The sequence below is a fragment of the Achromobacter animicus genome (assembly GCF_040775605.1).
GTDB classification, from domain to species: Bacteria; Pseudomonadota; Gammaproteobacteria; order Burkholderiales; family Burkholderiaceae_B; genus Achromobacter; species Achromobacter animicus.
The window spans coordinates 1,905,176-1,927,528 of sequence record NZ_JAYGJK010000001.1; the positions used below are offsets into that span (position 1 = coordinate 1,905,176).

At 66.3% G+C, this 22,353-nt stretch carries 16 protein-coding genes; 12 read left to right on the forward strand and 4 right to left on the reverse strand.

Annotated elements, in window-relative coordinates; genetic code table 11:
- Nucleotides 1-28 precede the first annotated feature (28 nt).
- On the forward strand, nucleotides 29-4,039 hold the full coding sequence (gene hrpA / locus AB3147_RS08630; protein WP_367351725.1) for an ATP-dependent RNA helicase HrpA: 4,011 nt from the start codon (nucleotides 29-31) through the stop codon (nucleotides 4,037-4,039).
- Nucleotides 4,040-4,108: 69 nt separating this feature from the next.
- Here hrpA and lpxO read toward each other — a convergent pair whose 3' ends face one another.
- On the reverse strand, nucleotides 4,109-5,008 hold the full coding sequence (gene lpxO / locus AB3147_RS08635; RefSeq protein ID WP_175125717.1) for a lipid A hydroxylase LpxO: 900 nt from the start codon (nucleotides 5,006-5,008) through the stop codon (nucleotides 4,109-4,111).
- A 150-nt stretch (nucleotides 5,009-5,158) separates the two neighbouring features.
- On the opposite strand from lpxO, the gene dnaE reads away from it, so the two are divergent.
- The 7 genes from dnaE to AB3147_RS08670 are packed head-to-tail and all read left to right on the forward strand — an operon-like array spanning nucleotide 5,159 to nucleotide 14,326.
- Nucleotides 5,159-8,650 (forward strand): DNA polymerase III subunit alpha, encoded by a 3,492-nt coding sequence (gene dnaE, locus AB3147_RS08640; protein ID WP_218345057.1) that lies wholly within the window; start codon nucleotides 5,159-5,161, stop codon nucleotides 8,648-8,650.
- Nucleotides 8,650-9,753, forward strand: coding sequence for a glycosyltransferase family 4 protein (locus AB3147_RS08645; protein WP_175138732.1), 1,104 nt, complete (start codon nucleotides 8,650-8,652; stop codon nucleotides 9,751-9,753). The genes dnaE and AB3147_RS08645 overlap by 1 nt, the downstream gene beginning before the upstream one ends.
- Nucleotides 9,750-10,598, forward strand: a complete 849-nt coding sequence (locus AB3147_RS08650; RefSeq protein WP_367351726.1) for a polysaccharide deacetylase family protein — start codon at nucleotides 9,750-9,752, stop codon at nucleotides 10,596-10,598. Before AB3147_RS08645 ends, AB3147_RS08650 begins: the two co-directional genes overlap by 4 nt.
- The gene (locus AB3147_RS08655) at nucleotides 10,595-11,347 is read left to right on the forward strand and encodes a glycosyltransferase family 2 protein (protein ID WP_105238097.1); all 753 of its coding nucleotides are present in this window, start codon (nucleotides 10,595-10,597) and stop codon (nucleotides 11,345-11,347) included. Before AB3147_RS08650 ends, AB3147_RS08655 begins: the two co-directional genes overlap by 4 nt.
- On the forward strand, nucleotides 11,344-12,459 hold the full coding sequence (locus tag AB3147_RS08660) for a glycosyltransferase (protein WP_367351727.1): 1,116 nt from the start codon (nucleotides 11,344-11,346) through the stop codon (nucleotides 12,457-12,459). Before AB3147_RS08655 ends, AB3147_RS08660 begins: the two co-directional genes overlap by 4 nt.
- 18 nt (nucleotides 12,460-12,477) lie before the next feature.
- Entirely contained in the window at nucleotides 12,478-13,203 is a 726-nt protein-coding gene (locus AB3147_RS08665) for a polysaccharide deacetylase family protein (RefSeq protein ID WP_218345055.1), read from the forward strand.
- On the forward strand, nucleotides 13,178-14,326 hold the full coding sequence (locus AB3147_RS08670; protein WP_367351728.1) for a glycosyltransferase family 4 protein: 1,149 nt from the start codon (nucleotides 13,178-13,180) through the stop codon (nucleotides 14,324-14,326). Before AB3147_RS08665 ends, AB3147_RS08670 begins: the two co-directional genes overlap by 26 nt.
- 28 nt (nucleotides 14,327-14,354) lie before the next feature.
- On the opposite strand, the gene AB3147_RS08675 is transcribed toward AB3147_RS08670, so the two are convergent.
- Genes AB3147_RS08675 through AB3147_RS08685 form a run of 3 tightly spaced genes read right to left on the reverse strand, consistent with a single transcriptional unit; the run spans nucleotide 14,355 to nucleotide 16,385 of the window.
- A complete protein-coding gene (locus AB3147_RS08675) occupies nucleotides 14,355-14,636 on the reverse strand; it encodes a YkgJ family cysteine cluster protein (RefSeq protein WP_376784614.1) in 282 nt (93 codons plus the stop codon).
- Nucleotides 14,633-15,397, reverse strand: a complete 765-nt coding sequence (locus tag AB3147_RS08680) for a YdcF family protein (protein ID WP_175125700.1) — start codon at nucleotides 15,395-15,397, stop codon at nucleotides 14,633-14,635. The genes AB3147_RS08675 and AB3147_RS08680 overlap by 4 nt, the downstream gene beginning before the upstream one ends.
- Before the next feature lie 19 nt (nucleotides 15,398-15,416).
- Nucleotides 15,417-16,385, reverse strand: coding sequence for a glycosyltransferase family 9 protein (locus AB3147_RS08685; protein ID WP_367351729.1), 969 nt, complete (start codon nucleotides 16,383-16,385; stop codon nucleotides 15,417-15,419).
- Nucleotides 16,386-16,488: 103 nt separating this feature from the next.
- On the opposite strand from AB3147_RS08685, the gene msbA reads away from it, so the two are divergent.
- The 4 genes from msbA (at nucleotide 16,489) to AB3147_RS08705 (ending at nucleotide 22,349) form a co-directional block, all read left to right on the forward strand.
- Nucleotides 16,489-18,264: a lipid A export permease/ATP-binding protein MsbA gene (gene msbA, locus AB3147_RS08690; protein WP_175138724.1), complete on the forward strand. Its 1,776-nt coding sequence runs from the start codon at nucleotides 16,489-16,491 to the stop codon at nucleotides 18,262-18,264.
- Nucleotides 18,265-18,429: 165 nt separating this feature from the next.
- Nucleotides 18,430-20,235 carry a monovalent cation:proton antiporter-2 (CPA2) family protein gene (locus tag AB3147_RS08695; protein ID WP_218345051.1) on the forward strand — a complete coding sequence of 602 codons (1,806 nt, stop codon included), beginning with the start codon at nucleotides 18,430-18,432 and terminating at the stop codon, nucleotides 20,233-20,235.
- Nucleotides 20,236-20,369: 134 nt separating this feature from the next.
- Nucleotides 20,370-20,597, forward strand: a complete 228-nt coding sequence (locus AB3147_RS08700) for a hypothetical protein (protein ID WP_175125694.1) — start codon at nucleotides 20,370-20,372, stop codon at nucleotides 20,595-20,597.
- 261 nt (nucleotides 20,598-20,858) lie between these two features.
- Complete coding sequence (locus tag AB3147_RS08705) at nucleotides 20,859-22,349, forward strand: sensor domain-containing diguanylate cyclase (RefSeq protein WP_367351730.1); 1,491 nt, start codon at nucleotides 20,859-20,861, stop codon at nucleotides 22,347-22,349.
- Nucleotides 22,350-22,353 lie beyond the last annotated feature (4 nt).

The window sequence follows — 22,353 nt, forward strand, 5'->3', positions numbered from 1 at the left end:
AATGGCGGGCTAATCGGATAAATCCTACATGCCTGAATCCTCCAGCCCGCGGGCGCCGAAGAAGCCGGCGCCGCGCGCCACTGACCGGGAGCAGACCCCGGAAGACGCCCGGCAAAGTGCTCAGCCGGACCCTCGGCAAGCCGCCCGGCAAGCCCCCCGGGCCCGTCCCGAAGGTCGTCCCGCCGCGCCCCGTCCCGAACGGCCCATCCCGGCCGTCACCTACCCCGAAGACCTGCCGGTCAGCGCACGGCGGCAGGAGATCGCGCGCGCCATCGCCGGCCATCAGGTTGTGATCGTCAGCGGCGAAACCGGCTCGGGCAAGACCACGCAGCTTCCGAAGATCTGCCTGGAACTGGGCCGTGGCCGCCAGAAGATGATCGGCCATACGCAGCCGCGCCGCCTGGCGGCGACCTCGGTGGCCAAGCGCATCGCCGAGGAACTGAACACGCCCATGGGCGAAGTCGTCGGCTACCAGGTGCGGTTCAACGACCGCACCGGTCCCAATGCGTCCATCAAGCTGATGACCGACGGCATCCTGCTGGCCGAGTCGCAGCGCGATCCGCTGCTGCGCCGCTACGACACGATCATCATCGACGAAGCGCACGAACGCAGCCTGAACATCGACTTCCTGCTGGGCTACCTCAAACAGCTCTTGCCGCGGCGTCCGGACCTCAAGCTCATCATCACGTCGGCCACCATCGACGCCGAGCGCTTCGCCAGGCACTTTGCCGCGTCGGAAGACAAGCCCGCGCCGGTCATCGAAGTCTCGGGGCGGCTGTATCCCGTGGAAGTGCGCTACCGGCCCGTGCGCGAAGAACCCGCCGCCGACGACAACGCGCCGGCGCCCAACAAGGCCGGGCGCGATCGCGAGCGCATGTCGGGCGACGAAGAGCGCGACCTGATCGACGCCATCGTCGACGCCGTCGATGAATGCGCGCGGCATGGTCCGGGCGACGTGCTGGTGTTCCTGCCTGGCGAACGCGAAATCCGCGAATCGGCCGAAGCGCTGCGCAAGCGGCACCCGGCCGGCACCGAAGTCCTGCCGCTGTTTGCGCGCCTGTCGCAGGCCGAGCAGGAACAGATCTTCCGCCCGCGCGGCAACGCGCGCCGCATCGTGCTGGCCACCAACGTGGCGGAAACCTCGCTGACGGTGCCCGGCATCCGCTTCGTGGTCGACAGCGGCCTGGCCCGCATCAAGCGCTATTCGTGGCGCAACAAGGTCGAGCAGCTGCGCATCGAGCCCATCAGCCGCGCCTCGGCCAACCAGCGCGCCGGCCGTTGCGGCCGGGTGGGGCCGGGCGTCTGCATCCGGCTCTACGACGAGCTGGATTTCAACAACCGCGCGGCCTTCACCGATCCCGAAGTGCTGCGCTCGTCGCTGGCGTCGGTCATCCTGCGGATGAAGTCGCTCAAGCTCGACGACATCGAACAATTCCCCTTCGTCGAGGCGCCGCCGGGACGCGCGGTGGCCGACGGCTACCACCTGCTGCAGGAACTGGGCGCCATTGAACTGGCGTCGGCGTCGGCGTCCGACGACGACACGGACGACGGGCGCACGGGCGCGTCTTTTGTCCTGACCCGCACCGGCGATGAACTGGCCAAGCTGCCCGTGGACCCGCGCATCGGCCGGATGATCCTGGCCGCGCGAGAACACCAGTGCCTGGCCGAAATGCTGATCATCGCCTCGGCGCTGTCCGTGCAGGATCCGCGCGACCGCCCCATGCAGGAGCGCGAGGCCGCCGAGGCCGCGCACGCCAAGTTCGGCGACGACAAGTCCGAGTTCATTTCTTTCCTGAAACTGTGGCGCTGGTATGGCGAACAGGTGCAGCACAAGGCATCGCAGCGCAAGCTGGTGGGCCTGTTGCGGCAGAACTTCCTGTCGCCCATCCGCCTGCGCGAGTGGCACGACGTGCACACGCAGCTGTCGGCGCTGGTGGGCGAGCAGGGCTGGCGCGTCAATCAGTCCGAAGCCACGTACGAACAGCTGCACATGGCGCTGTTGTCGGGCCTTTTGGGCAACATCGGTTTCAAGAGCGACGAAGGCGGCAGCTACCAGGGCGCGCGCGAAATCCGCTTCCACATCCATCCGGGCTCGCGCCTGGTGAAAAAGGCCGGCCGCTGGATCATGGCGGCCGAACTGGTCGAGACCACGCGCCTGTACGCGCGCTGCGTGGCGCGCATCGACCCGGTGTGGCTGGAAAAGGTCGGCGCGCACCTGATCCGCAAGAACTGGTCGGACCCGCGCTGGGAAAAGAAGGCCGGGCAGGTCGTGGCCAACGAGCGGGCCACGCTTTACGGCCTGGCCATCTACACCGGCCGTCGCATTCATTACGGCCGCGTGAATCCCACCCATGCGCGCGAACTCTTCATCCGCCAGGCGCTGGTGCCCGGCGAGATCGACACGCGCCTGCCGTTCGTCGCGCACAACCGCAAGCTCATCGCGGGTATCGAAAAGCTTGAGCACCAGACGCGGCGGCCGGACATCCTGGTCGATGACGAGCTGATCTACGCGTTCTACGACCGGCAGCTTCCCGCCGACATTTCGCAGACCGCATCGCTGGAAAAGTGGGTGAGCGGCCTGGACAAGGCGGCCGCCGCCAAGCTGATGCTGACGCGCGACGAGCTGATGCGGCACGAGGCGGCCGGCGTCACGACCGATGTCTTTCCCAAGAAGGTGGAATGGCAGGGCGTGTCGATGGCGCTGGACTATCACTTCGAACCCGGCTCGCCGCGCGACGGCGTCACGCTGTCGGTGCCGCTGTTCGCGCTGAACCAGATCGATCCCGCGCGCTGCGAGTGGCTGGTGCCCGGCATGCTGAAGGAAAAGGTGCATCTGCTGCTCAAGTCGCTGCCGCAGAAGCTGCGCCGCCACTGCGTGCCGCTGCCCGACTACGCCGCGGGCTTCTACGACCGCTGGTTCGAGCGCCTGGCCGACCCGCAGACGGGGCTGGTGGATGCCATCATCGCCGACATGTGGGACCAGGTGCAGATCCGCCCGGCGGTGGGGGACTTCAAGCTGGAAACCCTGCCGGCGCATCTGTTCATGAACTTCCGCGTCGTGGACGAGCACGGCCGCATGCTGGCCGCCGGCCGCAATCTGGCGCAACTGCGCGCCGAATTCGGCAAGCAGGCTCAAGCCACCTTCCAGCAACTGGCGGCCAGCGACACGCAGGTCGCGCAGGCGCTGGCGCACGAAAACCTGACCTCCTGGTCGTTCGGGCCCTTGCCCGAGATCATGGAGATCAAGCGGCGCGGCCAGTCCGTCATCGGCTATCCGGCCCTGGTGGACCGAGGGGCGCATTGCGACCTGGACGTGTTCGACGATCCCGACGAGGCGCGCAAGCACCATCGCGCGGGCCTCTTGAAACTCTTCCGGCTGGGCCTGCGCGAGCAGGTCAAGTTCCTCGAAAAGAACCTTACCGACCTCACCAAGATCAGCATGCTGTACATGACGCTGGGTACGCAGGAAGAGCTGCGCGACCAGATCATCGACTGCGCGCTGGGGCAGGCGTGTCTTGCCGAGCCCTGGCCGGTGAACGAGCAGCAGTTCGAAGCCCGCCGCGCCGAGGGCAAGGGCCGCTTGGGTCTGCTGGCCCAGGAAGTCGCGCGGCTGGCCGGCGCGGTGCTGACGGAATATGCGGCGCTTCAACGCAAGCTGCCGCAGGCCAAGCCCCACGCGGCCGCATACGCGGATCTGCAGCAGCAACTGGGTGCGCTGATGCCCAAGTGGTTCATCCGCGATACGCCGTACGCGCAGTTGTCGCACTTTCCGCGCTACCTGAAGGCGGCGGTCGCGCGCATCGACAAGCTGCGCGCCGACCCGGCGCGGGACGCAAAGCTGGTGTCGGAAATGGCGCCGCTGGTCACGCAATACCAGCGTGCCCGCGCGGCGCTGAAAGGCGCGGCCGATCCCCGCCTGGACGAATTCCGGTGGCTGCTCGAGGAATTGCGCGTCGCGCTCTTCGCCCAGGAGCTGCGCACGCCGATGCCGGTGTCGGTCAAGCGGCTGATGAAAAGCTGGGAATCGTTGCAACGCTGAGCGCTAGCTGACGCCGCATGCAAAACGGGCCGCAAATCGCTTTGCGGCCCGTTCTTTTTTGCGGCGTCTTTACAGCGCCAGGAACCCGACGATCACCAACGCGATCAGCCCGTACTTCGTGGCCTTGTACGCCGTGCGGTTCCACTTCTTGAACGCCTTGCGCTTCTGGTCGATCACCCAGTGCGCGTGCGTCAGCTTGTTGATGGCCCCCGTCTGGTCGCCGCCGTCGTTGGGCGAGCTGGCCGCCGACATGACTTTGCGGCCGAACCAGCGGTTGAAGGCCTCGGCCCAGCGCCACTTCAGCGGACGCTCGACGTCGCAGAACAGAATGATCCGGTTCTCGCCCGTCTTGTTGTAGGCCTCGTGGACGTAGGTCTCGTCGAACACCACGCTTTCGCCATCGCGCCAGCTGTAGTGCTCGCCATCAACGATGATGTGGCAGCCGTCGTCGTTGGGCGTGACCAGTCCCAGGTGATAGCGCAGCGACCCGGCAAACGGGTCACGGTGCGGATTGAGCTGGCCGCCCGGCGGCAGCTCGGCAAACATGGCGGCCTTGACCTTGGGCAGGCCCTTCAGGATGGCGACCGTTTTGGGGCAGAGTTCCTCGGCCGAGGGGTGGCGGGCGTCGTACCACTTCAGGTAGAACCGCTTCCAGCCATACTTGAAGAACGAGTTGAAACCGATGTCGTTATGGGTGTCGGCCGCCTTGATCCGGCGAAGCTCGGCCATCTGCATGGCCTCTTCGCGGATCGTCTCCCAGTTGTCGTCCAGCACTTTCAGTTCGGCGATTTCGCTGGTCGTCAGGTACGGCGTGGTGGGCACGCGGGACGTCAGCACCATGAACGCGTTGATCGGCGCCAGCAGCACCGAATGGTCCAGGAATTGCCGTCCCAGTGGCAGTTTGACGCGGCCTCGGAAGTGCGCGAACAGGATGGCGGCCAGCCAGATCCCAGGTATTAACCATTTCATAGGTATGTCTCGTCGTGCGACGGGGTAGTGCGGTATGGGCGGTATTGTCCCACAAGCCTTCCGGGCGGTTGCCGTGAGGACGGGATGCAACAGGCGGATTCTGATGCAAGGATTGTTCTAGGGCGGTCGGCCGCTGGGTACAATTCCGCCATGTCCGAAGCCGTAACGACCCCGACCCCATTTGTTCACCTGCGCGTCCACTCCGAGTTCTCGGTCGTGGACGGTACGGTGCGTATCCCCGACCTCATCAAGCGCGTGGCCAAGCTGGGCCAGCCCGCCGTCGCCCTGACCGATCTATCCAACCTGTTCGGACTGATCAAATTCTATAAGGGTGCACGCGGCGCGGGGGTCAAGCCCATCGCAGGCTGCGACGTCTGGATTTCCAACGACGAAGATCCGACGAAGCCCTTCCGCCTGCTGTTGCTCGTGCGCAACCACCAGGGTTACCTGAATCTGTGCGAACTGCTGTCCAAGGCATTCCTAACGAACCAGGGCAAAGGCCGGGCCGAAATCCGCCGCGAATGGCTCCAAGGACAGGCTGGTCTCATCGCCCTGTCTGGCGGGCGCGCCGGCGACGTCGGGCAGGCGCTCGAGGCCGGCAACGCGGTGTCGGCGCTGGCCCTGGCGCGCCAGTGGGCGCTGATGTTCCCGGGCAGCTACTACGTCGAATTGCAGCGCGCCGGCATGGACGGCGACGAAGGCTACTGCCAGGCCGCCATGCGGCTGGCCTCGGAAGCCGGGCTGCCGGTGGTCGCCACCCATCCCGTGCAGTTCCTCGACGAATTCGAATTCCAGGCGCACGAGGCGCGCGTCTGCATCGCCGAAGGTGAAATCCTGGCCAACCCGCGCCGCGTGCGTCGGTTCTCGAAAGAGCAGTATCTGCTCAGCTCCGAGGAAATGGCGCGCCGCTTCGCCGACGTGCCGTCGGCGCTGGCCAACACGGTCGAAATCGCCAAGCGTTGCAACCTGAGCCTGGTGCTGGGCAAGCCGCGCCTGCCCAATTTCCCCACGCCCGACGGCGTGACGCTGGACGATTATCTGGTCCAGCTCTCCGAAGAGGGCCTCGAAAAGCGCATGGAGTTCCTGTTCCCGGACGTCGCCGAGCGCGAGTCCAAGCGCGAGCAGTACTACGAGCGGCTGCGCTGGGAGTGCAAGACCATCATCCAGATGGGCTTTCCCGGCTACTTCCTGATCGTTCAGGACTTCATCAACTGGGGCAAGAACAACGGCGTGCCGGTCGGCCCGGGCCGGGGCTCGGGCGCCGGTTCGCTGGTGGCCTACGCGCTGGGCATCACGGACCTCGACCCCATCCGCTATGACCTGCTGTTCGAGCGCTTCCTGAATCCCGAGCGGGTATCCATGCCCGACTTCGATATCGACTTCTGCCAGGACAACCGCGAACGGGTCATCGACTACGTCAAGGAAAAATACGGCCGCGCCGCCGTCAGCCAGATCGCCACGTTCGGCACGCTGGGCGCCAAGGCCGTGGTGCGCGACGCCGGCCGTGTGCTGGACATGCCCTACATGTTCTGCGACGGCCTGTCCAAGCTGATCCCGTTCAATCCGATGGATCCGTGGACGCTGGAGCGCACGCTCAAGGACGAGCCCGCCTTCAAGGACCGCTACGAGCAGGAAGAAGAAGTCCGCGCGCTGGTCGACCTGGCCAAGCCGCTCGAAGGCCTGACCCGCAACATCGGCATGCACGCGGGCGGGGTGCTGATCGCGCCCGGCAAGCTCACCGACTTCTGCCCGCTGTATTGCCAGCCCGGCCAGGAAAACAGCGCGGTCTCGCAGTTCGACAAGGACGACGTCGAGGCGGCCGGCCTGGTGAAGTTCGACTTCCTGGGCTTGCGCAACCTGACCATCCTGGACTGGGCCGTGCGCTACGTGCGCCAGTTCAACGCCGAAAAGCGCGACTTCGACGTCATGGCGCTGTCGCTGGACGATCCGGCGGCCTACAAGATCCTGTGCGACGCGAACACCACCGCGGTGTTCCAGCTTGAATCGCGCGGCATGAAAGAGCTGCTCAAGAAGCTGCGGCCCAATACGTTCGAAGACATCATCGCCATGCTGGCCCTGTATCGTCCGGGGCCGCTGGAATCGGGCATGGTGGACGACTTCGTGAACCGCAAGCACGGGCGCGCGGCGGTCGATTATTTCCACCCGGACCTGGAAGCCACCCTCAAGAGCACCTACGGGGTCATCGTCTACCAGGAACAGGTGATGCTGATCTCCCAGATCATCGGGGGCTATTCGCTGGGCGGCGCCGACCTGCTGCGCCGGGCCATGGGCAAGAAAAAGCCCGAGGAAATGGCCAAGCACCGCGAACTGTTCGAACAGGGCGCCAAGGAAAAGGGCCACGATCCGGATCTGGCGGTCAAGCTCTTCGACCTGATGGAGAAGTTCGCGGGCTACGGCTTCAACAAGTCGCACTCGGCCGCGTACGCGCTAATTTCGTACCAGACCGCCTGGCTGAAGGCCTACCACCCGACCGAGTTCCTGGCCGCCACCATGTCTTCGGACATGGACGACACCGACAAGGTCCAGATCTTCTGCCGCGACGCCCAGGACAACGGCGTCGAGGTGTTGCCGCCCGACGTCAACCATTCTGGCTACCGGTTCGAACCCGTCGCTGACAAGCACACCGAAAAAGGCAAGCCGCCGCGCACCATGCGTTACGGGCTGGGCGCCGTCAAGGGCACCGGGCAGGGCGCCGTCGAGGACATCCTGCGTGCGCGCAAGGAAGGCGGCCCGTTCCTGAACCTGTTCGACTTCTGCCGCCGTGTCAGCAAGCAGGCCGTCAACCGCCGCACCATCGAGGCCCTGATCAAGGCCGGCGCGTTCGACACCATCGAGCCGAACCGCGCCGCGATGCTGGCCTCCGTGCCCACCGCCATGGAAGCGGCCGAGCAGGCCGCGCGCAGCGCCAACCAGGCCTCGCTTTTTGGCGACGACAGCGGCGACGTGGTCGCGGGCGAACTGGCCAAGGTCGCGCCGTGGGATCTGCACAAGAAACTGACCGAAGAGAAATCCGCGCTGGGCTATTACTACAGCGGCCACCTGTTCGACGCATGGCGCGACGAAGTGCGCCGCATCGTGCCGATGCAGCTTGCCCGTGTGGAGCCGCAGCGCGACCTGCAATGGATGTGCGGCGTGCTGGCCAGCGTGCGCGTGATGATGACCCGCCGCGGCAAGATGGTCTTTGCCGTGCTGGACGACGGCACGGCGCAGGTGGAAATCTCGGTCTTCAACGAACTCTTTGAAAAGCACCGCAACCGGCTGCGCGAAGACCAGCTCGTCATCGTGCAGGGCAAGGTCAGCAACGACGACTATTCCGGCGGCATGCGCATCGTCGCCGAGCAGCTCTATGACCTGCAGCTTGCGCGCGAAGCCCGCGCCAAGTCGCTGCGCGTCAAGCTCAACGGCAGCGCCGATGCGGCCCGTCTGCGCCAGATGCTCAACCCGTTCCGCGCCGAACCCGAGAACGGCATTCCAGGCGTGCCGGTCGACATCGTCTACACCAAGAACAATTTCCTGTGCACGGTCAGGCTAGGCGAAGAATGGCGCGTGCGCATGGCCGACACGCTGCTCGCCAACCTGAACGCCTGGACCAAACCGGACGGCGTGGAGGTTACGTACTGATGTCTTCAAGTCTACGTATCGTGCATTCGGAAGCCGCCACCGCCTTTGGTGGACAGGAAGGACGAATTTTCAAGGAAATGCATGCCATGCGGGCGCGCGGGCATCATGTCGAAGCGATCTGCCAGCCGCGCGCGCAACTGACCGAGCGTCTGCGGGATGCCGGTTTCACCGTGCATGCCGTCGATATGAAGGGGACCGTGGCCTATTTGAAGGGCGTCCCCGCCGTCCGCCAGATCCTGAAGGCGGGGCGCTTTGACGTGCTCAATACCCACAGCCGGCGCGACACGGTCATCGCCGCCCTGGCCGGGCGCATGGCAGGTACGCCCCTCATCGTGCGCACCCGCCACCTGTCCAACGTGGTCGGCTCGATGTGGTCTTACACCATCCTGCCGCACCGCGTCACCGCCGTCAGCGACCATGTGCGCGAATACCTGATCAGCCGCGGCGTCCCGGCCGAGAAGATCGCGACCGTGTATTCGCCCATCGTGCTGCCCGCGCCCGTCGAGCACTCCACCTTGCGTGACGAACTCGGCCTGGCCGACGACGACATCGTCGTGGGCTGTGTGGCCGTCATGCGCGCCACCAAGGGCCACAAGGACCTGATCGACGCCATGGCGCCGCTGATGGCTGTGCGTCCGAAGCTGCATCTGGTGTTCGTGGGCGCCGGCTCGCCGGTCTTCGAGCAGACGCAGGCGTACATTGCTCAGCGCGGCCTGCAAGACCGGATCCACCTGATGGGCACGCGGCGCGACGTCCCCAATCTGCTGGCGGGATTCGACCTCTTCGCGCTGGCCACCCAACAGGAAGCCTCCGGTACGGTCTATGTCGAGGCGCAGGCGAGCGGCCTGCCGGTCGTCGGCACGAACGTCGGCGGCGTATCCGAGATGTTCCGGGACGGCGTGACGGGCTTTCTGGTCCCGCCCAAGAACTCGCTCGCCTTGACCACCGCACTCGAGCGCCTGATCGACGACCCGGCCCTACGCCGCACCATGGGCGAGGCCGGCCGCAAGATGGTCTGGGAAGAGGGCGTGTTTTCTCCCGCGCGCCTTGCGGAAACCACGGAGGCGATCTATACGCGCTGGCTGGCGGAGCGCCGCAAATGAACGCGCCCAACGTTCCGGTGCTGATGTACCACCACATCACGCCGGCGGGTGGCATGATCGCCGCGACGCCCGACGTCTTCGAAACGCAGATCGCGCGCCTGGCGCGCGCCGGCTACCAGTCGCTCACCACCGCGCAGTTCGCCGCCTACCTGGCCGGCGGCAGCGTGCCCGAACGCTCTGTGCTCATCACCTTTGACGATGGCTACCTGAACAATTGGGTGCACGCGCATCCCGTCCTGGCCCGCCACGGCATGCGCGCGGTGCTGTTCACCATCACGGGCTGGATCGGCGATGGCCCCGTGCGGCCGCATGCGGGGCAGGGCGGCGCGCTGCCCCCAACTCCCGATCACCACGCCTGCAAGGAACTCGTGGCGTCAGGCCGCGCCGACGAGGCGATGCTGCGCTGGAGCGAAATCGAGGCCATGCAGGCCGCCGGCACCTTCGAGTTCCATTCCCATACCAACACCCACACCCGCTGGGACAAGGTCTGTGGCGCGGATGTGACCGCCAAGCGCGAACGCATCGCGCAGGATCTGCACGATTCGCGCGACACCCTGATCCGCCGGCTTGGCGGCGTGAGCGATCACCTGTGCTGGCCGCAGGGTTATTTCGACGCCGACTACGTGGCTGCCGCGCGGCAGGCCGGTTTCCGGCACTTGTACACTACCGACCCTTTCGGCCAGAACCTGCCCGGCACGGATCCCGGCCATATCTATCGCTTCGCGGTGCGCAATCTGGGCGGGTCCTGGCTGAACCGCCGGATCTGGCTGTCGCGCGACCCGTTCTGGGGACCGCGCTATCACGCCTGGAAGGCCTGGAAAAAGCGTCTTAGGAATCGCGGATGAAGCTATCAGTCATCATCATCACCAAGAACGAAGCGGCAAATATTGCCGCCTGCCTGAAGTCCGTGTCGTTCGCCGACGAGTTCATCGTCGTGGATTCGGGCAGCACTGACGGCACCGTGGAACTGGCGCAGGCGCTTGGGGCCCGCGTTGAAGTCACCGCCGACTGGCCCGGTTTCGGTCCGCAAAAGAACCGCGCGCTGGATCTGGCGACGGGCGACTGGGTGCTGTCGATCGACGCGGACGAGCGCGTCACCCCCGAGTTGGCGCAGGAAATCCAGGACGTGCTGCGCGCGCCCCGCGCCGACGCCTACGAGATCGCGCGCCTGTCCAATTTCTGCGGGCGCGACATCCGCCACAGCGGCTGGTGGCCCGACTACGTGCTGCGCCTCTTCAAGCGCGGCACGGCGCGCTTCACCGACGCCGCCGTCCACGAGCGGGTGGTGCCGGCCAACGGCCGGCCCCTGCAGATGCGCGGCTACTTCAACCACTATCCGTACGACAACCTGGACGCGCTGATCAACAAGGTCAACCGTTACTCGTCCGACGCCGCGGCCATGATGTATGCCAAGGGCAAGCGCACCTCGGTCTTCGGGGCGCTGGGCCACGGCTTCTGGACCTTCGTGCGCATCTACCTGATCCGGCGCGGTTTCCTGGATGGCCGCCACGGACTCGTGCTGGCCGTTACCGCGGCGGCGGGCAGCTTCTTCCGCTACTCGAAGCTGATGTTCCTGGCAGAAAACAAAAAGTGAAGATCCTCTACACGAACTTCCACGCCGGCAACGGCGGGGGGCACGTCACCTACATCATCAACCTGGCCAAGGCGCTGGCCCGCGATCACGACATCACCGTGGCGGTGCCCGGCACCAGCCGGCTGTACCGCTACGCCAAGGCCATCCCCGGGGTGACGGTGGTGGACATGCGCTACACGACCCGCCCGTCGTCCTGGTTCAAGGACCGCGCCCGGCTGCAGCGCCTGATCGCCGAGGGCCGGTTCGACATCATCCACGCCAACGGCTCGGCCGACCACAAGCAGGTCATGCTGGCCACGCTGGGCATGCGGCGCCGTCCGCGCATCGTGTTCACCAAGCACAACGATCACCCGCTTTCCAGTTTTGGACACAAGCTGCGGGTGGCGCTGGCGACGGATCACGGCATCGCCGTCAGCGATTACATCCGCGGCATGATGGAGCAGTCGCCGTACCGCAAGCGCCCCATCACCACCATCGGGCACGGCATTGATACCAATTTCTTCGCGCCGCCGCCGCCCGAAAGCCTGGACAAGCTGCGCGAGCTCTTCTTCGGTCCGGATTGGCAAGGCAAGCTGCTGCTGGGCAGCGCCGGGGGCACCGACTACGACAAGGGCTGGCTGGACCTGGTGGCCGCCGCAGCTGCGCTGCCGCCGGCCGACAAGGCACGCATCTTGCTGATGGTGGCGGGCGATCCGCCCACCGAGGCCAAGCTTGCGCGGGTGCGCGAACTCGGCATGATCGATCAGGTCAAGTTTCCCGGGCTGCTCGACGACGTGCGCGCGGCGCTGGCGTCCTGCCATGCGGGCTTCGTCCTTTCTTACCGCGAGGCGCTGTCGTTTGCCTGCCGCGAGATCATGGGGCTGGGCCTGCCCGCGCTCGTCAGCGATGCCGGCGGCCTGCCGGAGAACGTAACGGACGGCGTGGACGGCTGGATCGTGCGGGCGCGCGACGTGCCCGCCATGACCGCCAAGCTGCGCTTCATGCTGGACAATCCGGAGGTCGTCCGACAGATGGGCAGCAAGGCGCGTGAAACAAGTTTGCGCGACTTCAACCTGGAGCGTTTCGCGCAGGCTACGGTGGATGTGTATCAGCGTACGCTTGGCGGACACTGACCCATATAATGTCGAGCTATGTCTATTCCAATCCTTATGTATCACCAGATCGGCGAGCCCAACCCCAAGGGCACGCCGTTTCGCGGATTGACGGTACATCCTGATAGCTTTGCTCGGCAGATGCGCTGGATGCGCCGGCTCGGTTACCGCGGGCTGTCCATGCGCGACGTCATGCCGTACGTCCGTGGCGAGCGCCAGGGCAAGGTATTCGGCATCACATTCGACGACGGCTTTCGCAACGTGCATCACAACGCGATGCCGGTATTGAGCGAATTGGGGTTCACCGCCACCAACTATTTCGTGGCTCGGCAGTTTGACGGCGGCAACGTGTGGGACCTCCAGAAGGGCATCCCGTTTTCGCCGCTGATGACCGTGCAGGAAATGCGGGAATGGGCGCAGGCGGGCAACGAAGTCGGTTCGCATACGCTTGACCACGTCCATCTTCCCGAGCTCTCGCCCGAAGAAGCGCGGCGCCAGATCGTCGAGTCCAAGGACGAGCTCGAACAGGCGCTCGGTGCGCCGGTCACCGCGTTCTGTTATCCGTACGGCGACCACGGCCCGGAGCACCAGGCCATGGCGCGCGAGGCTGGATACGACAATGCCACGCTCACCAAGCGCGGCCTGGCGGCAGCGTCTGACGATCCCTTCGGTCTACCGCGGGTGACGGTGGCGCGCTCCACCAACATCATCCGTTTTCTCCAGAAGTGCCTCACCCGGTATGAAGACAGCCGCCGGCGCCCATAATCGGCGGCTTCGCATTGCGCTGTTGGTGGACCGCTTCGGCAATCGTTTCGGAGGCGCAGAGGCGTATGGCGTCGAGCTGATGCGTGTGCTGGGCCAGCGGCACGACGTCACCGTGGTCGCCCGGGATTTCGACAGCGATCTGCCATTCGATTTCTTGCCCGTGCGGTTTCCCGCCTGGCTCCCAAGCTGGACCCGGGTGCTGTATTTTGCCTGGCGCGCTAACCGTCTCACGCGCGGCCGCTTCGACATCGTGCATTCGCACATGAACGGCTGGGCGGGCGAGATCCAGGTCATGCACGTGACGCCGGTCCGCTACAACCACGTCACCCGGGTCAAGCCGCTGCAGCGGCTGACCGCCTGGCTCAGTCCGCGCCTCGCCACCTATCTGACGCTGGAATGGCTGCGCGTGCGCAAGACCCCCCGGCGCCGCGTGGTCGCGGTGTCCGGCCTCATCATGGACCAGCTCCACCGCAGCTACGGCGAGCAGCTTCCCGTGGACATCATCGCTCCGGGCGTCAAACTGCCGGCCCCGGATGGCAACGGCGCCCGCGCCGCCCTGCGGGCGCGGCTGGGCTGGGATGCCGACACGATCGGCTGTCTGCTGGTGGCGCGCAATCCGCTGCGCAAAGGCCTGCCGGCGCTGCTGGATGCGCTGGCGCTGCTGCCACCCCAATACAAGCTGCTGGTCGTAGGCGCCGACGGACCCACGCGCGATCGAGTCCGCGCCGCGGGCGACGTCGCCTCCCGTGTCACCTTGATCGATCCTACGTCGGACGTCGGCCAGTATTTCAACGCAGCCGACATATACGCCCATCCGACGCTGAACGACAGCTACGGCATGGCGCCGCTGGAAGCCATGTCGCATGGCCTGCCGGTCATTGTCAGCTCCCCGGTCTATTGCGGATTCGCGCAGTATCTGACGGCGGGCACTGACGCGCTCATCCTGTCGGACCCGCGTGATGGCGCCCAGCTGGCGCAGGCGCTGGAAAGCCTGGGGGCGAACCCCGAGCTGCGCGCAGCGCTCACGACGCGCGGCCTGGAAATCGCCCGGGACCAAAGCTGGGAGACCGTAGCGTCGCGCTTCGAGGCGCTGTACGAACAGGTGCTGCTTGAGCGCAACTGAAAAAAAAACGGGGCTGCGAGCCCCGTTTTCAGTGGTGCGGCGCTGTCGCCCGTTCCAGGTCGGCCAGCCAGTGGATGGCGTGTTCGCGGTCCGAGCCGCACATCTCGTGTTCCGGCTGCAGTCCGCCGCAGAAGTCCGGGCGGGAAGGGTGCCCAAAGATGGCGCACCGCATGTCCGGCAGCAACTGAATACAGGGCACGCCCGCGGGCTTGCCGTGCGGCATGCCCGGAATGGGCCGCGTGATCGACGGCGCGATGCAGCAGGCGCCGCATCCCGCGCGGCATTCCAGCGCGGCGGCGGCCAAGCTCATACCCATCCGCGCAACCAATAGACAAAGAGCCCGGCGTATTCCTTCACGATCGAGCGGCTGGCATCGAACGTACGTTCGTCGGGCAGCCACAACGGCAGCGAGCCGTCAGCCGGCGCCACGATCTGCGGCGGCGCGGGGGCGGCAATCACTTCCACGCCCTGCTTGGAAAAGGCCGCCATCGCGCGGGGCATGTGCAACGCGGACGTGACCAGGAGCACCTTGCCGATGCCGCGGGACTTGAGCTGGTCCTCGGTCAGCGTGGCGTTTTCGTAAGTGGTGCGGCTGGCGTTTTCCAGGATCAGCGCCGACTCCGGCACCCCTTGCTGGCGGATCGCGTGCGCCATCCCGCGGGCTTCGCTGACGTCGCCTTCCAGGGCGCCGCCCGACAGCAGGACCTTGGGCGCGCGGCCCGCCAGATACAGCTGGGCGGCCGCGTCCACGCGTACGATGGCCGTGTCCTTGTCATAGGGCAGGAACCAGTTGGCGCGGCCGTTTGCCGTGTTGCCGCCCAGCACCACGATCGCGTCTGCCGTTGGCATTTCGGTGGGCGGTTTGTGCGGATACCGGTTCTCCAGGGCGCCGCCGGCCCATAGCGACGTGGCGGGCAAGGACCAGGCCAAGGCCCAGAGCAGACCCGCGGCAACGAGGGTCAAGCCGATCTTGCGAAGCCGGAACAGTCCCAGCACCAGGCCAAGGACCACCAGAGTGATGCACAAGTTGAAGGGAATGATCAGATTCGTGAGATAGCTGGAAAAGGTCATTTCGAGACTGTCCTGATTACTACGTACCATCCAGCAGGCGCTCGGCCTGCCGTGTCACTTCTTCCTGCGACGGCCACGCCTGGTCGGAGCCGACGCACACCGCGCGCGGGGACCAGGGGCCGGTGCGCTGCGGTTGCGTCACGCCGAACAGCGTGAGCTGCCGGGCCGATGCCGCAGCCGCCACGTGCGACACGCCGGAATCGTTACAGATCACCAGCGTGGCCCGCGCGGTCAATGCCGCAAAGGCGCCCAGTCCCAACGGGGGCAGCAACTGGGCCGTGGGCGCATTGCGCCGGGCTTCGTCGGTTTCGGCCGGAGGGGGGCACATTACCACGGTATGGCCGCGGGCCTGCAGGGCGCGCGTCAGTGTATCGAATCCCGGCCAGACCTTGATCCGGCCCTTGTGCAGGCCGGTGGCGGTCGGCGCGATCAGGACGAAGGGCCGGCCGTCCAGCCCGGCCTGGACCAGCGCCTCGCCAGCCGCGCGTTCGTGCGCCGGTGTCAGCGGCAGGTCCAGCGTCGGCCCCGGCTTGGCCGGACCGCTCGGCAGATTCCACCGGGTCAGCGCTTCGCAGGTGAGGTGATGCCAGGACTCGACGGCGTGCATCGGCTGGGCGGGCTTGGCGAACGGCCAGCGCAGCAGGAAGCTGCGCCCATCGTCGCGATAGCCCGCCGACGGCACGCCGGCCAGGCGGAACACCAGCGCGCTGGACAGGGAATCCGGCAGCAGCAGGCCGCGGGCGCGGCGGCCTTGCGCACCCACCCCCCGGCGGTGCGCGCTGACGGCCGCCCGGTCCGGGCCCACCTTGCCTCGCATGGGAATGAAATCCAGCTTGTCCACGCCATCGAGCAGATCGCGGGCCCAGGGACGGGCGCAGAGGACCAGGGGGAGACCGCTTGCGGCCAGGGCGCGCAGGCTGGGCAGGCTCATGCAGACATCGCCCACCCAGTTGGGCAGGCGGACATACAGGCAACTGATATCGGACATGGAAGGGCGCACGGGCGCGGATAGGGCTAAGGGGGCGGGGACGGCGCGCACGCGCGCAGCCGGTACAATCCTGGGCACAATTGTATAAAAGCGAGTGATCCCTTTGAATTCTGCCGCACGGAATGCGCCAGCGGGCTCCCAACCCGTCAAATCCGAACTCTGGTCCCGGATCTATAGCCGCGTGGGTTCCTATTGGAAGGGTTTGTTGGCGGCTGTCCTGCTGATGGCGGGCGCCGCAGCCACGCAGCCCGTGCTGGCGGTCATCATGAAGCCCCTGCTCGATGGCGGTTTCTCGGGCGCCAAACCGTATTACGTCTGGGCGCTGCCGCTGGCGGTCGTCGGCCTGATCCTGCTGCGCGGCATCTGCAACTTCTTCAGCGACTACCTGCTGGCCTGGGTGGCCAACAACGTGCTGCTCGGCATGCGGCGCGACATGTTCGAGCGCCTGCTGGGCCTGCCCGACGCGGACTTCAAGCGCGGCGACACCGGCCGCCTCCTGAACCGCTTCACCATCGACGCCGGCAATGTTACTGGTTACGCCACCGACGTCATCACGGTGCTGGTGCGCGAAACCCTGGTGGTCATCGCCCTGATCTGCGTCCTGCTCTATATGTCGTGGGTGCTGACGCTGATCATCCTGGTCATGCTGCCGGTCTCGGTCATGATCTCGCGCTTTTTCATCAAGCGGCTGCGCCGCATCAACCGTGAAACCGTCAACATGAATGCCGAGCTGACCCGCGTGGTCGGCGAAGGCATCGACGGCCAGCGCGTCATCAAGCTGTTCGACGGCTACGACGTCGAACGCGGCCGCTTTGATTTCGTCAGCCGACGCCTGCGCCGCTTCGCCATGCGCACGGCCACCGCCGACGCGGCCCTGACCCCGCTTACCCAGGTCTGCATCTCCATCTCGGTGGGCGCGGTCATCGCCGTGGCGCTCAGTCAGGCCAACAGCGGTTCGCTCACCGTGGGCAGCTTCGCCTCGTTCATGGCCGCGCTGGCCCAGATCTTCGACCCCATCAAGCGCCTCACCAACGTGGCCGCCCGCATGCAGAAGATGCTGGTGTCGGCCGAAAGCGTGTTCACGCTGATCGACCAGGTGCCGGAAAACGACACCGGCACCAAGGAACTGCCCGAGCCCGTGCGCGGCAAGGTCGAATTCCGCAACGTGTCGCATCGCTTTCCCGATGCCGACCGCGACACGGTCAACGACATTTCCTTCGTGGTCGAACCCGGCCAGACCGTCGCCCTTGTGGGCCGGTCCGGTAGCGGCAAGACCACGCTGGTCAACATGCTGCCTCGCTTCGTGCTGGCCGATAGTGGCCAGATCCTCGTGGACGACGTGCCCGTCGACGACCTGACGCTGCGCAGCCTGCGCTCGCACCTGTCGCTGGTCAGCCAGGACGTCGTGCTGTTCGACGACACCATCGCGGCTAACGTCGGCTACGGCGCGCTGGGCAAGTCCAGCGAGCAGAAGGTGCGCGACGCGCTCGCCGCCGCCAACCTGCTCGAGTTCGTTGAAGGCCTGCCGCAGGGCATCAACACGCCGGTGGGCGAAAACGCCGCGCGCCTGTCCGGGGGCCAGCGCCAGCGCCTGGCGATCGCGCGCGCGCTCATCAAGAACGCACCCATCCTGATCCTGGACGAAGCCACGTCCGCGCTCGACAACGAATCCGAACGCCAGGTGCAGGCCTCGCTGGAGCGCCTGATGAAGGGCCGCACCACGCTGGTCATCGCGCACCGCCTGTCCACCGTGCAGAACGCCGACCGCATCATCGTGCTGGACGCCGGACGGATCGTCGAACAGGGGCCGCACGCCGAACTCCTGGCAGCCGACGGCCTGTACGCCTCGCTGTACAAGATGCAGTTCCGGGAAGACTGAGCCGTCGCGCGTCGTTCCCCAGCCGCCGCCCTTCGGGGCGGTTTTTAATTGCCGAAGTTCCTGTTTGCCAATCCCGTGGTTTGCCGGAAAATGGCCCCAGCCCGTGCGTAGCGGGCTGGGCGGCGTCCCAGGCGCTTCGGCCCGCCATGCAACCAGGAGCGCTCCATGGCCCTGCCTTCCGAAGGCAATCAAGTCCTTAACGTCGTCGTTCTGCTCGGCGCAGCGGTGATTGCCGTCCCCTTGTTCAAGCGCCTCGGGCTGGGCTCGGTCCTGGGCTATCTGGCCGCCGGTCTGGCGATCGGCCCCTTCGGCATCGGCTTTTTCTCCGATCCCAAATCCATCCTGCACGTCGCGGAACTTGGCGTGGTGATGTTTCTGTTCATCATTGGCCTGGAAATGCAGCCGTCGCGCCTGTGGAAGTTGCGCGGCGAGATCTTCGGGCTGGGCGTCGCGCAGGTCCTGGTCTGCGGCGCGCTGCTCACGGGCGTGGGCTTGCTGGCCGGCCTGTCGGGCGCCGCCGCGTTCATGGCGGCAATGGGCTTTGTGCTGTCGTCCACGGCCATCGTGATGCAGATCCTGGCCGAGCGCGACGAGACCACCAGCGCGCAGGGCCAGCGCATCGTCTCCATCCTGCTGCTCGAAGATCTGGCGATCGTCCCGCTGCTGGCGCTGGCTGCCTTGCTGGCGCCCGCGGGCAGCGGCAGCGATGGCGATCCCTGGTTGCAGGCGGCCATCGCGGTCGGCTGCATTCTGGCGCTGCTGGCCGCCGGCCGGTGGCTGCTCAATCCGCTGTTCCGCCTGCTGGCCGCGGCGCACGCGCGCGAAGTCATGACCGCGGCGGCATTACTCGTCGTGCTGGGCGCGGCGCTGCTGATGGAACTGGGCGGACTTTCCATGGCCATGGGCGCATTCCTGGCGGGCGTCCTGCTGTCCGAGTCCACGTTCCGCCATCAGCTCGAGGCAGAGATCGAACCCTTTCGCGGCATCCTCCTGGGCCTTTTCTTCCTGGGTGTGGGCATGTCGCTGGACCTGTTGGCCGTGGCGCGCGAATGGCCGCTCATCCTGGCGGGCGTCGTCGTCTTTATGGCCGTCAAGTCCGTGGGCGTGTATGTCGTGGCGCGGCTGCTTCGCGCAACGCATGCCGAAGCGATCACCCGGTGCGCGTTGCTGGCGCAAGGCGGCGAATTCGCCTTCGTGCTCTACAGCGCGGCGGCGGAAAAAGGCATCTTCGATGCGCACACCGGCGCGGTGCTGACCGCGGTCGTCATCATTTCCATGGCGCTCACGCCGCTCTGCGTCCTGGCGTTGCGTTGGCTGTTGCCCAAGCCCGTGCCCTCCATGGACGGCGTGGACGTGGCCCGGGACTTGGACGGTTGCGCGCTGATCGTGGGTTTTGGCCGTTTCGGCCAGATCGTGACCCAGGCGATGCTGGCCCGCGGGGTCAAGGTATCCATCCTCGACACCGATACCGACGCGATTCGCGCTGCCGCGAAATGGGGCGTCAAGGTGTATTACGGGGACGGTACGCGTGCCGACATGCTGCGTTCGGCGGGCGCCGAGAATGCGTGCGCGATCCTCGTGTGCATCAACGACCCGCGAGCCGCCACGCATATGGTGCAACTCATCAAGTCCGAATTTCCGCTGGTGCGCCTGGTGGTGCGGGCCTACGACCGCATTCATTCGCTGGCGCTTGCCCGCGAGGGCGTGGATTTCCAGGTCCGCGAAACGCTGGAATCGGCGCTGGTGTTCGGCGAAGCGGCGTTGCGCGCCATCGGCGTGCCCCCGGACGAGGCCGAGGAGGTCATCCAGGACGTCCGGCAACGCGACACCGAACGCTTCGACCTCGAGGTGGCGGGCGGGCTGTTCGCCGGCCGCTCATTGCTCTACGGAAATATGACTGGTCAACCGGATGGCATAAACGACCGGCCGGACCGCGAAACTGGCGACGCCGCCGCAAGTCCATCCGCCTGACGGTTGTTTTTCGGCGCGCATTTCGGCTTCTTTGCATTACTTTACGCATCATTTCACGCGCAAAATCAAACGGCTAGGGTAGATTAATCCGCATGACGCTTCACTCAGGAAGCGCTTTTTGCCAGGGGGCTGCCATGCTGCAAACGGACCGTAATTCGACCACGTCGCACGTCATCGGAATCGAGCTTGCCCGGCGTCAGGCCATGACGCTTCGCTGCGGGTTCTCGGGGGTGCTGACGCGCCAGTTGATGGCGCAGGCCGGCGCGGTGGGACCCGCATGGGCCATCAACGCCCACCGCGAAACCGACAAGGCGCGCGGCGCCAAGGCCTTCCCCTTCCGCATCGCCGCCGCGGTCTCCTGAAATCCGGCTCGGGCGCGCCGCGCCCGTCACCAGCTTCGCGCCGCGCCCGTCACCAGGTTCGCGCCGCGCCCGTCGCCAGCTTTGCGCCGCGTCACCTGCGGCCCCATCCCGCCATCAATACCGCCACCCGCGCTGATCGCCGCCCACGGTTCCGTGCCCCGGGCGGCGATGCCTTGCGCCCGGCATCGGACACCGGCATCATCATGCAGAACTTGCAGATGAACTACGCCACCCCGAACGCTATCGCGAAGGAGCGCCGTATTGAAATCCCGCGGGATCGTGCACCGCACGCTGTACGCGCTGGCCGGCCTCGTCGCCATCGGTATCTGTGCAGCGGCCATTTCCCTGTTATGGATGGATCGCCGCGTCACGTGGGAAGCCGCCTACGTATCGGCCCGCAACCTGGCCAGCGTGCTCGCCGCGGATATCGGCCGCACGTTGCACGTCTACGACCTTTCGCTGCAAGGCGTGGTGGAGCGCCTACAAGACCCCGGCATTGCCGACCTCGACCCGCAATCGCTGCACCGGTTCCTCTTCGACCGTTCAGCCACGGCCGCGTATCTGGGCGCCATCGTCGTGCTCGACGCCCAAGGCAACATACGCTACGACTCGCTGGCCTTGACGCCGCCCAAGCTCAATTTCGCTGACCGCGATTACTTCCAGGTCCACCGGGACGCCGACGACACGGGACTCTTCGTCAGCCGGCCGTACAACAGCCGCTTGCGCGGCGGCGATGAAAGCATCGCCATCAGCCGGCGCATCACCAACCCCGATGGCAGTTTCGGCGGCGTGGTGGCCGGGTCCCTGCGTACGGCATATTTCCGCGACCGCTTTGCCGAAGTGTCCATCGGTCCGCACGACGCCATCACGGTCTTTCGCAACGACGGCGCCGTTCTCTTGCGCAATCCGTACTCCAGCGCCGACGCCGGCAGCGGCATCGACGTGCCGCTCGACTTTCAGCAATACCTGATCGGCCGCGAGGGCGCATTTGTCGGCGTGCTGTCGCACGACGGCGTCAATCGGCTCTACGCGTTCGACGCCATCGAGCGCACGCCGCTCGTGATCGACGTTGCGCTGGCCGTCGACGACCTGCTTGAACCGTGGGTGCGGCGCGCCGCGCTGATCGTGCCGATCACGCTGGCGCTCTTTGCTTCGGTCATGGCGCAGATCGTTCTATTCAGGCGCGAGATGCGCTGGCGGCAGGCATTCGAAGCACAGTTGGCGCGTCAGGCGCAGACAGACGGGCTGACCGGTATCGCCAACCGGCGCACCTTCGACGACACGCTGCAAGTGGAATGGGCGGCCGCGCGGCGCGATCGCACGCCGTTGTCGCTGCTGTTTCTGGATGCCGACCACTTCAAGCGCTACAACGATCGGTATGGTCACCAGGAAGGCGACGTGCTGCTCCGGACGCTGGCCCTCACATTTCAGAAAAGGGCCCGCCGACCGCGCGATCTGGCGGCCCGTTACGGGGGCGAGGAGTTCGTGGTGCTGCTGCCCGAGACCGGCCTCGAACAAGCACAGGACATTGCCGAAGGCATCCGGCGCGCGGTCGCGGAGCTGGCCGTTGCGCATGAGGACAACGAAGGCGGCATCGTCACCGTCAGCATCGGCGTGGCCACGGCCTTGCCACACGGAGACGACGGTTCGGCGGCGCTTGTGGAAGCCGCCGACGCCGCGGTGTACCAGGCGAAGGCATCCGGCCGCAACTGCGTGGCTGCGGCGTCCGGCGTGATAACCGCGCCGGCATGAAAAA

Excerpts from the sequence above, each read along its gene's own strand:
- hrpA (WP_367351725.1), top strand. The coding sequence starts at position 29 with ATGCCTGAATCCTCCAGCCCGCGGGCGCCGAAGAAGCCGGCGCCGCGC.
- lpxO (WP_175125717.1), bottom strand. The coding sequence starts at position 5,008 with ATGAAATGGTTAATACCTGGGATCTGGCTGGCCGCCATCCTGTTCGCG.
- dnaE (WP_218345057.1), top strand. The coding sequence starts at position 5,159 with ATGTCCGAAGCCGTAACGACCCCGACCCCATTTGTTCACCTGCGCGTC.
- AB3147_RS08645 (WP_175138732.1), top strand. The coding sequence starts at position 8,650 with ATGTCTTCAAGTCTACGTATCGTGCATTCGGAAGCCGCCACCGCCTTT.
- AB3147_RS08650 (WP_367351726.1), top strand. The coding sequence starts at position 9,750 with ATGAACGCGCCCAACGTTCCGGTGCTGATGTACCACCACATCACGCCG.
- AB3147_RS08655 (WP_105238097.1), top strand. The coding sequence starts at position 10,595 with ATGAAGCTATCAGTCATCATCATCACCAAGAACGAAGCGGCAAATATT.
- AB3147_RS08665 (WP_218345055.1), top strand. The coding sequence starts at position 12,478 with ATGTCTATTCCAATCCTTATGTATCACCAGATCGGCGAGCCCAACCCC.
- AB3147_RS08670 (WP_367351728.1), top strand. The coding sequence starts at position 13,178 with ATGAAGACAGCCGCCGGCGCCCATAATCGGCGGCTTCGCATTGCGCTG.
- AB3147_RS08675 (WP_376784614.1), bottom strand. The coding sequence starts at position 14,636 with ATGAGCTTGGCCGCCGCCGCGCTGGAATGCCGCGCGGGATGCGGCGCC.
- AB3147_RS08680 (WP_175125700.1), bottom strand. The coding sequence starts at position 15,397 with ATGACCTTTTCCAGCTATCTCACGAATCTGATCATTCCCTTCAACTTG.
- AB3147_RS08685 (WP_367351729.1), bottom strand. The coding sequence starts at position 16,385 with ATGTCCGATATCAGTTGCCTGTATGTCCGCCTGCCCAACTGGGTGGGC.
- AB3147_RS08695 (WP_218345051.1), top strand. The coding sequence starts at position 18,430 with ATGGCCCTGCCTTCCGAAGGCAATCAAGTCCTTAACGTCGTCGTTCTG.
- AB3147_RS08700 (WP_175125694.1), top strand. The coding sequence starts at position 20,370 with ATGCTGCAAACGGACCGTAATTCGACCACGTCGCACGTCATCGGAATC.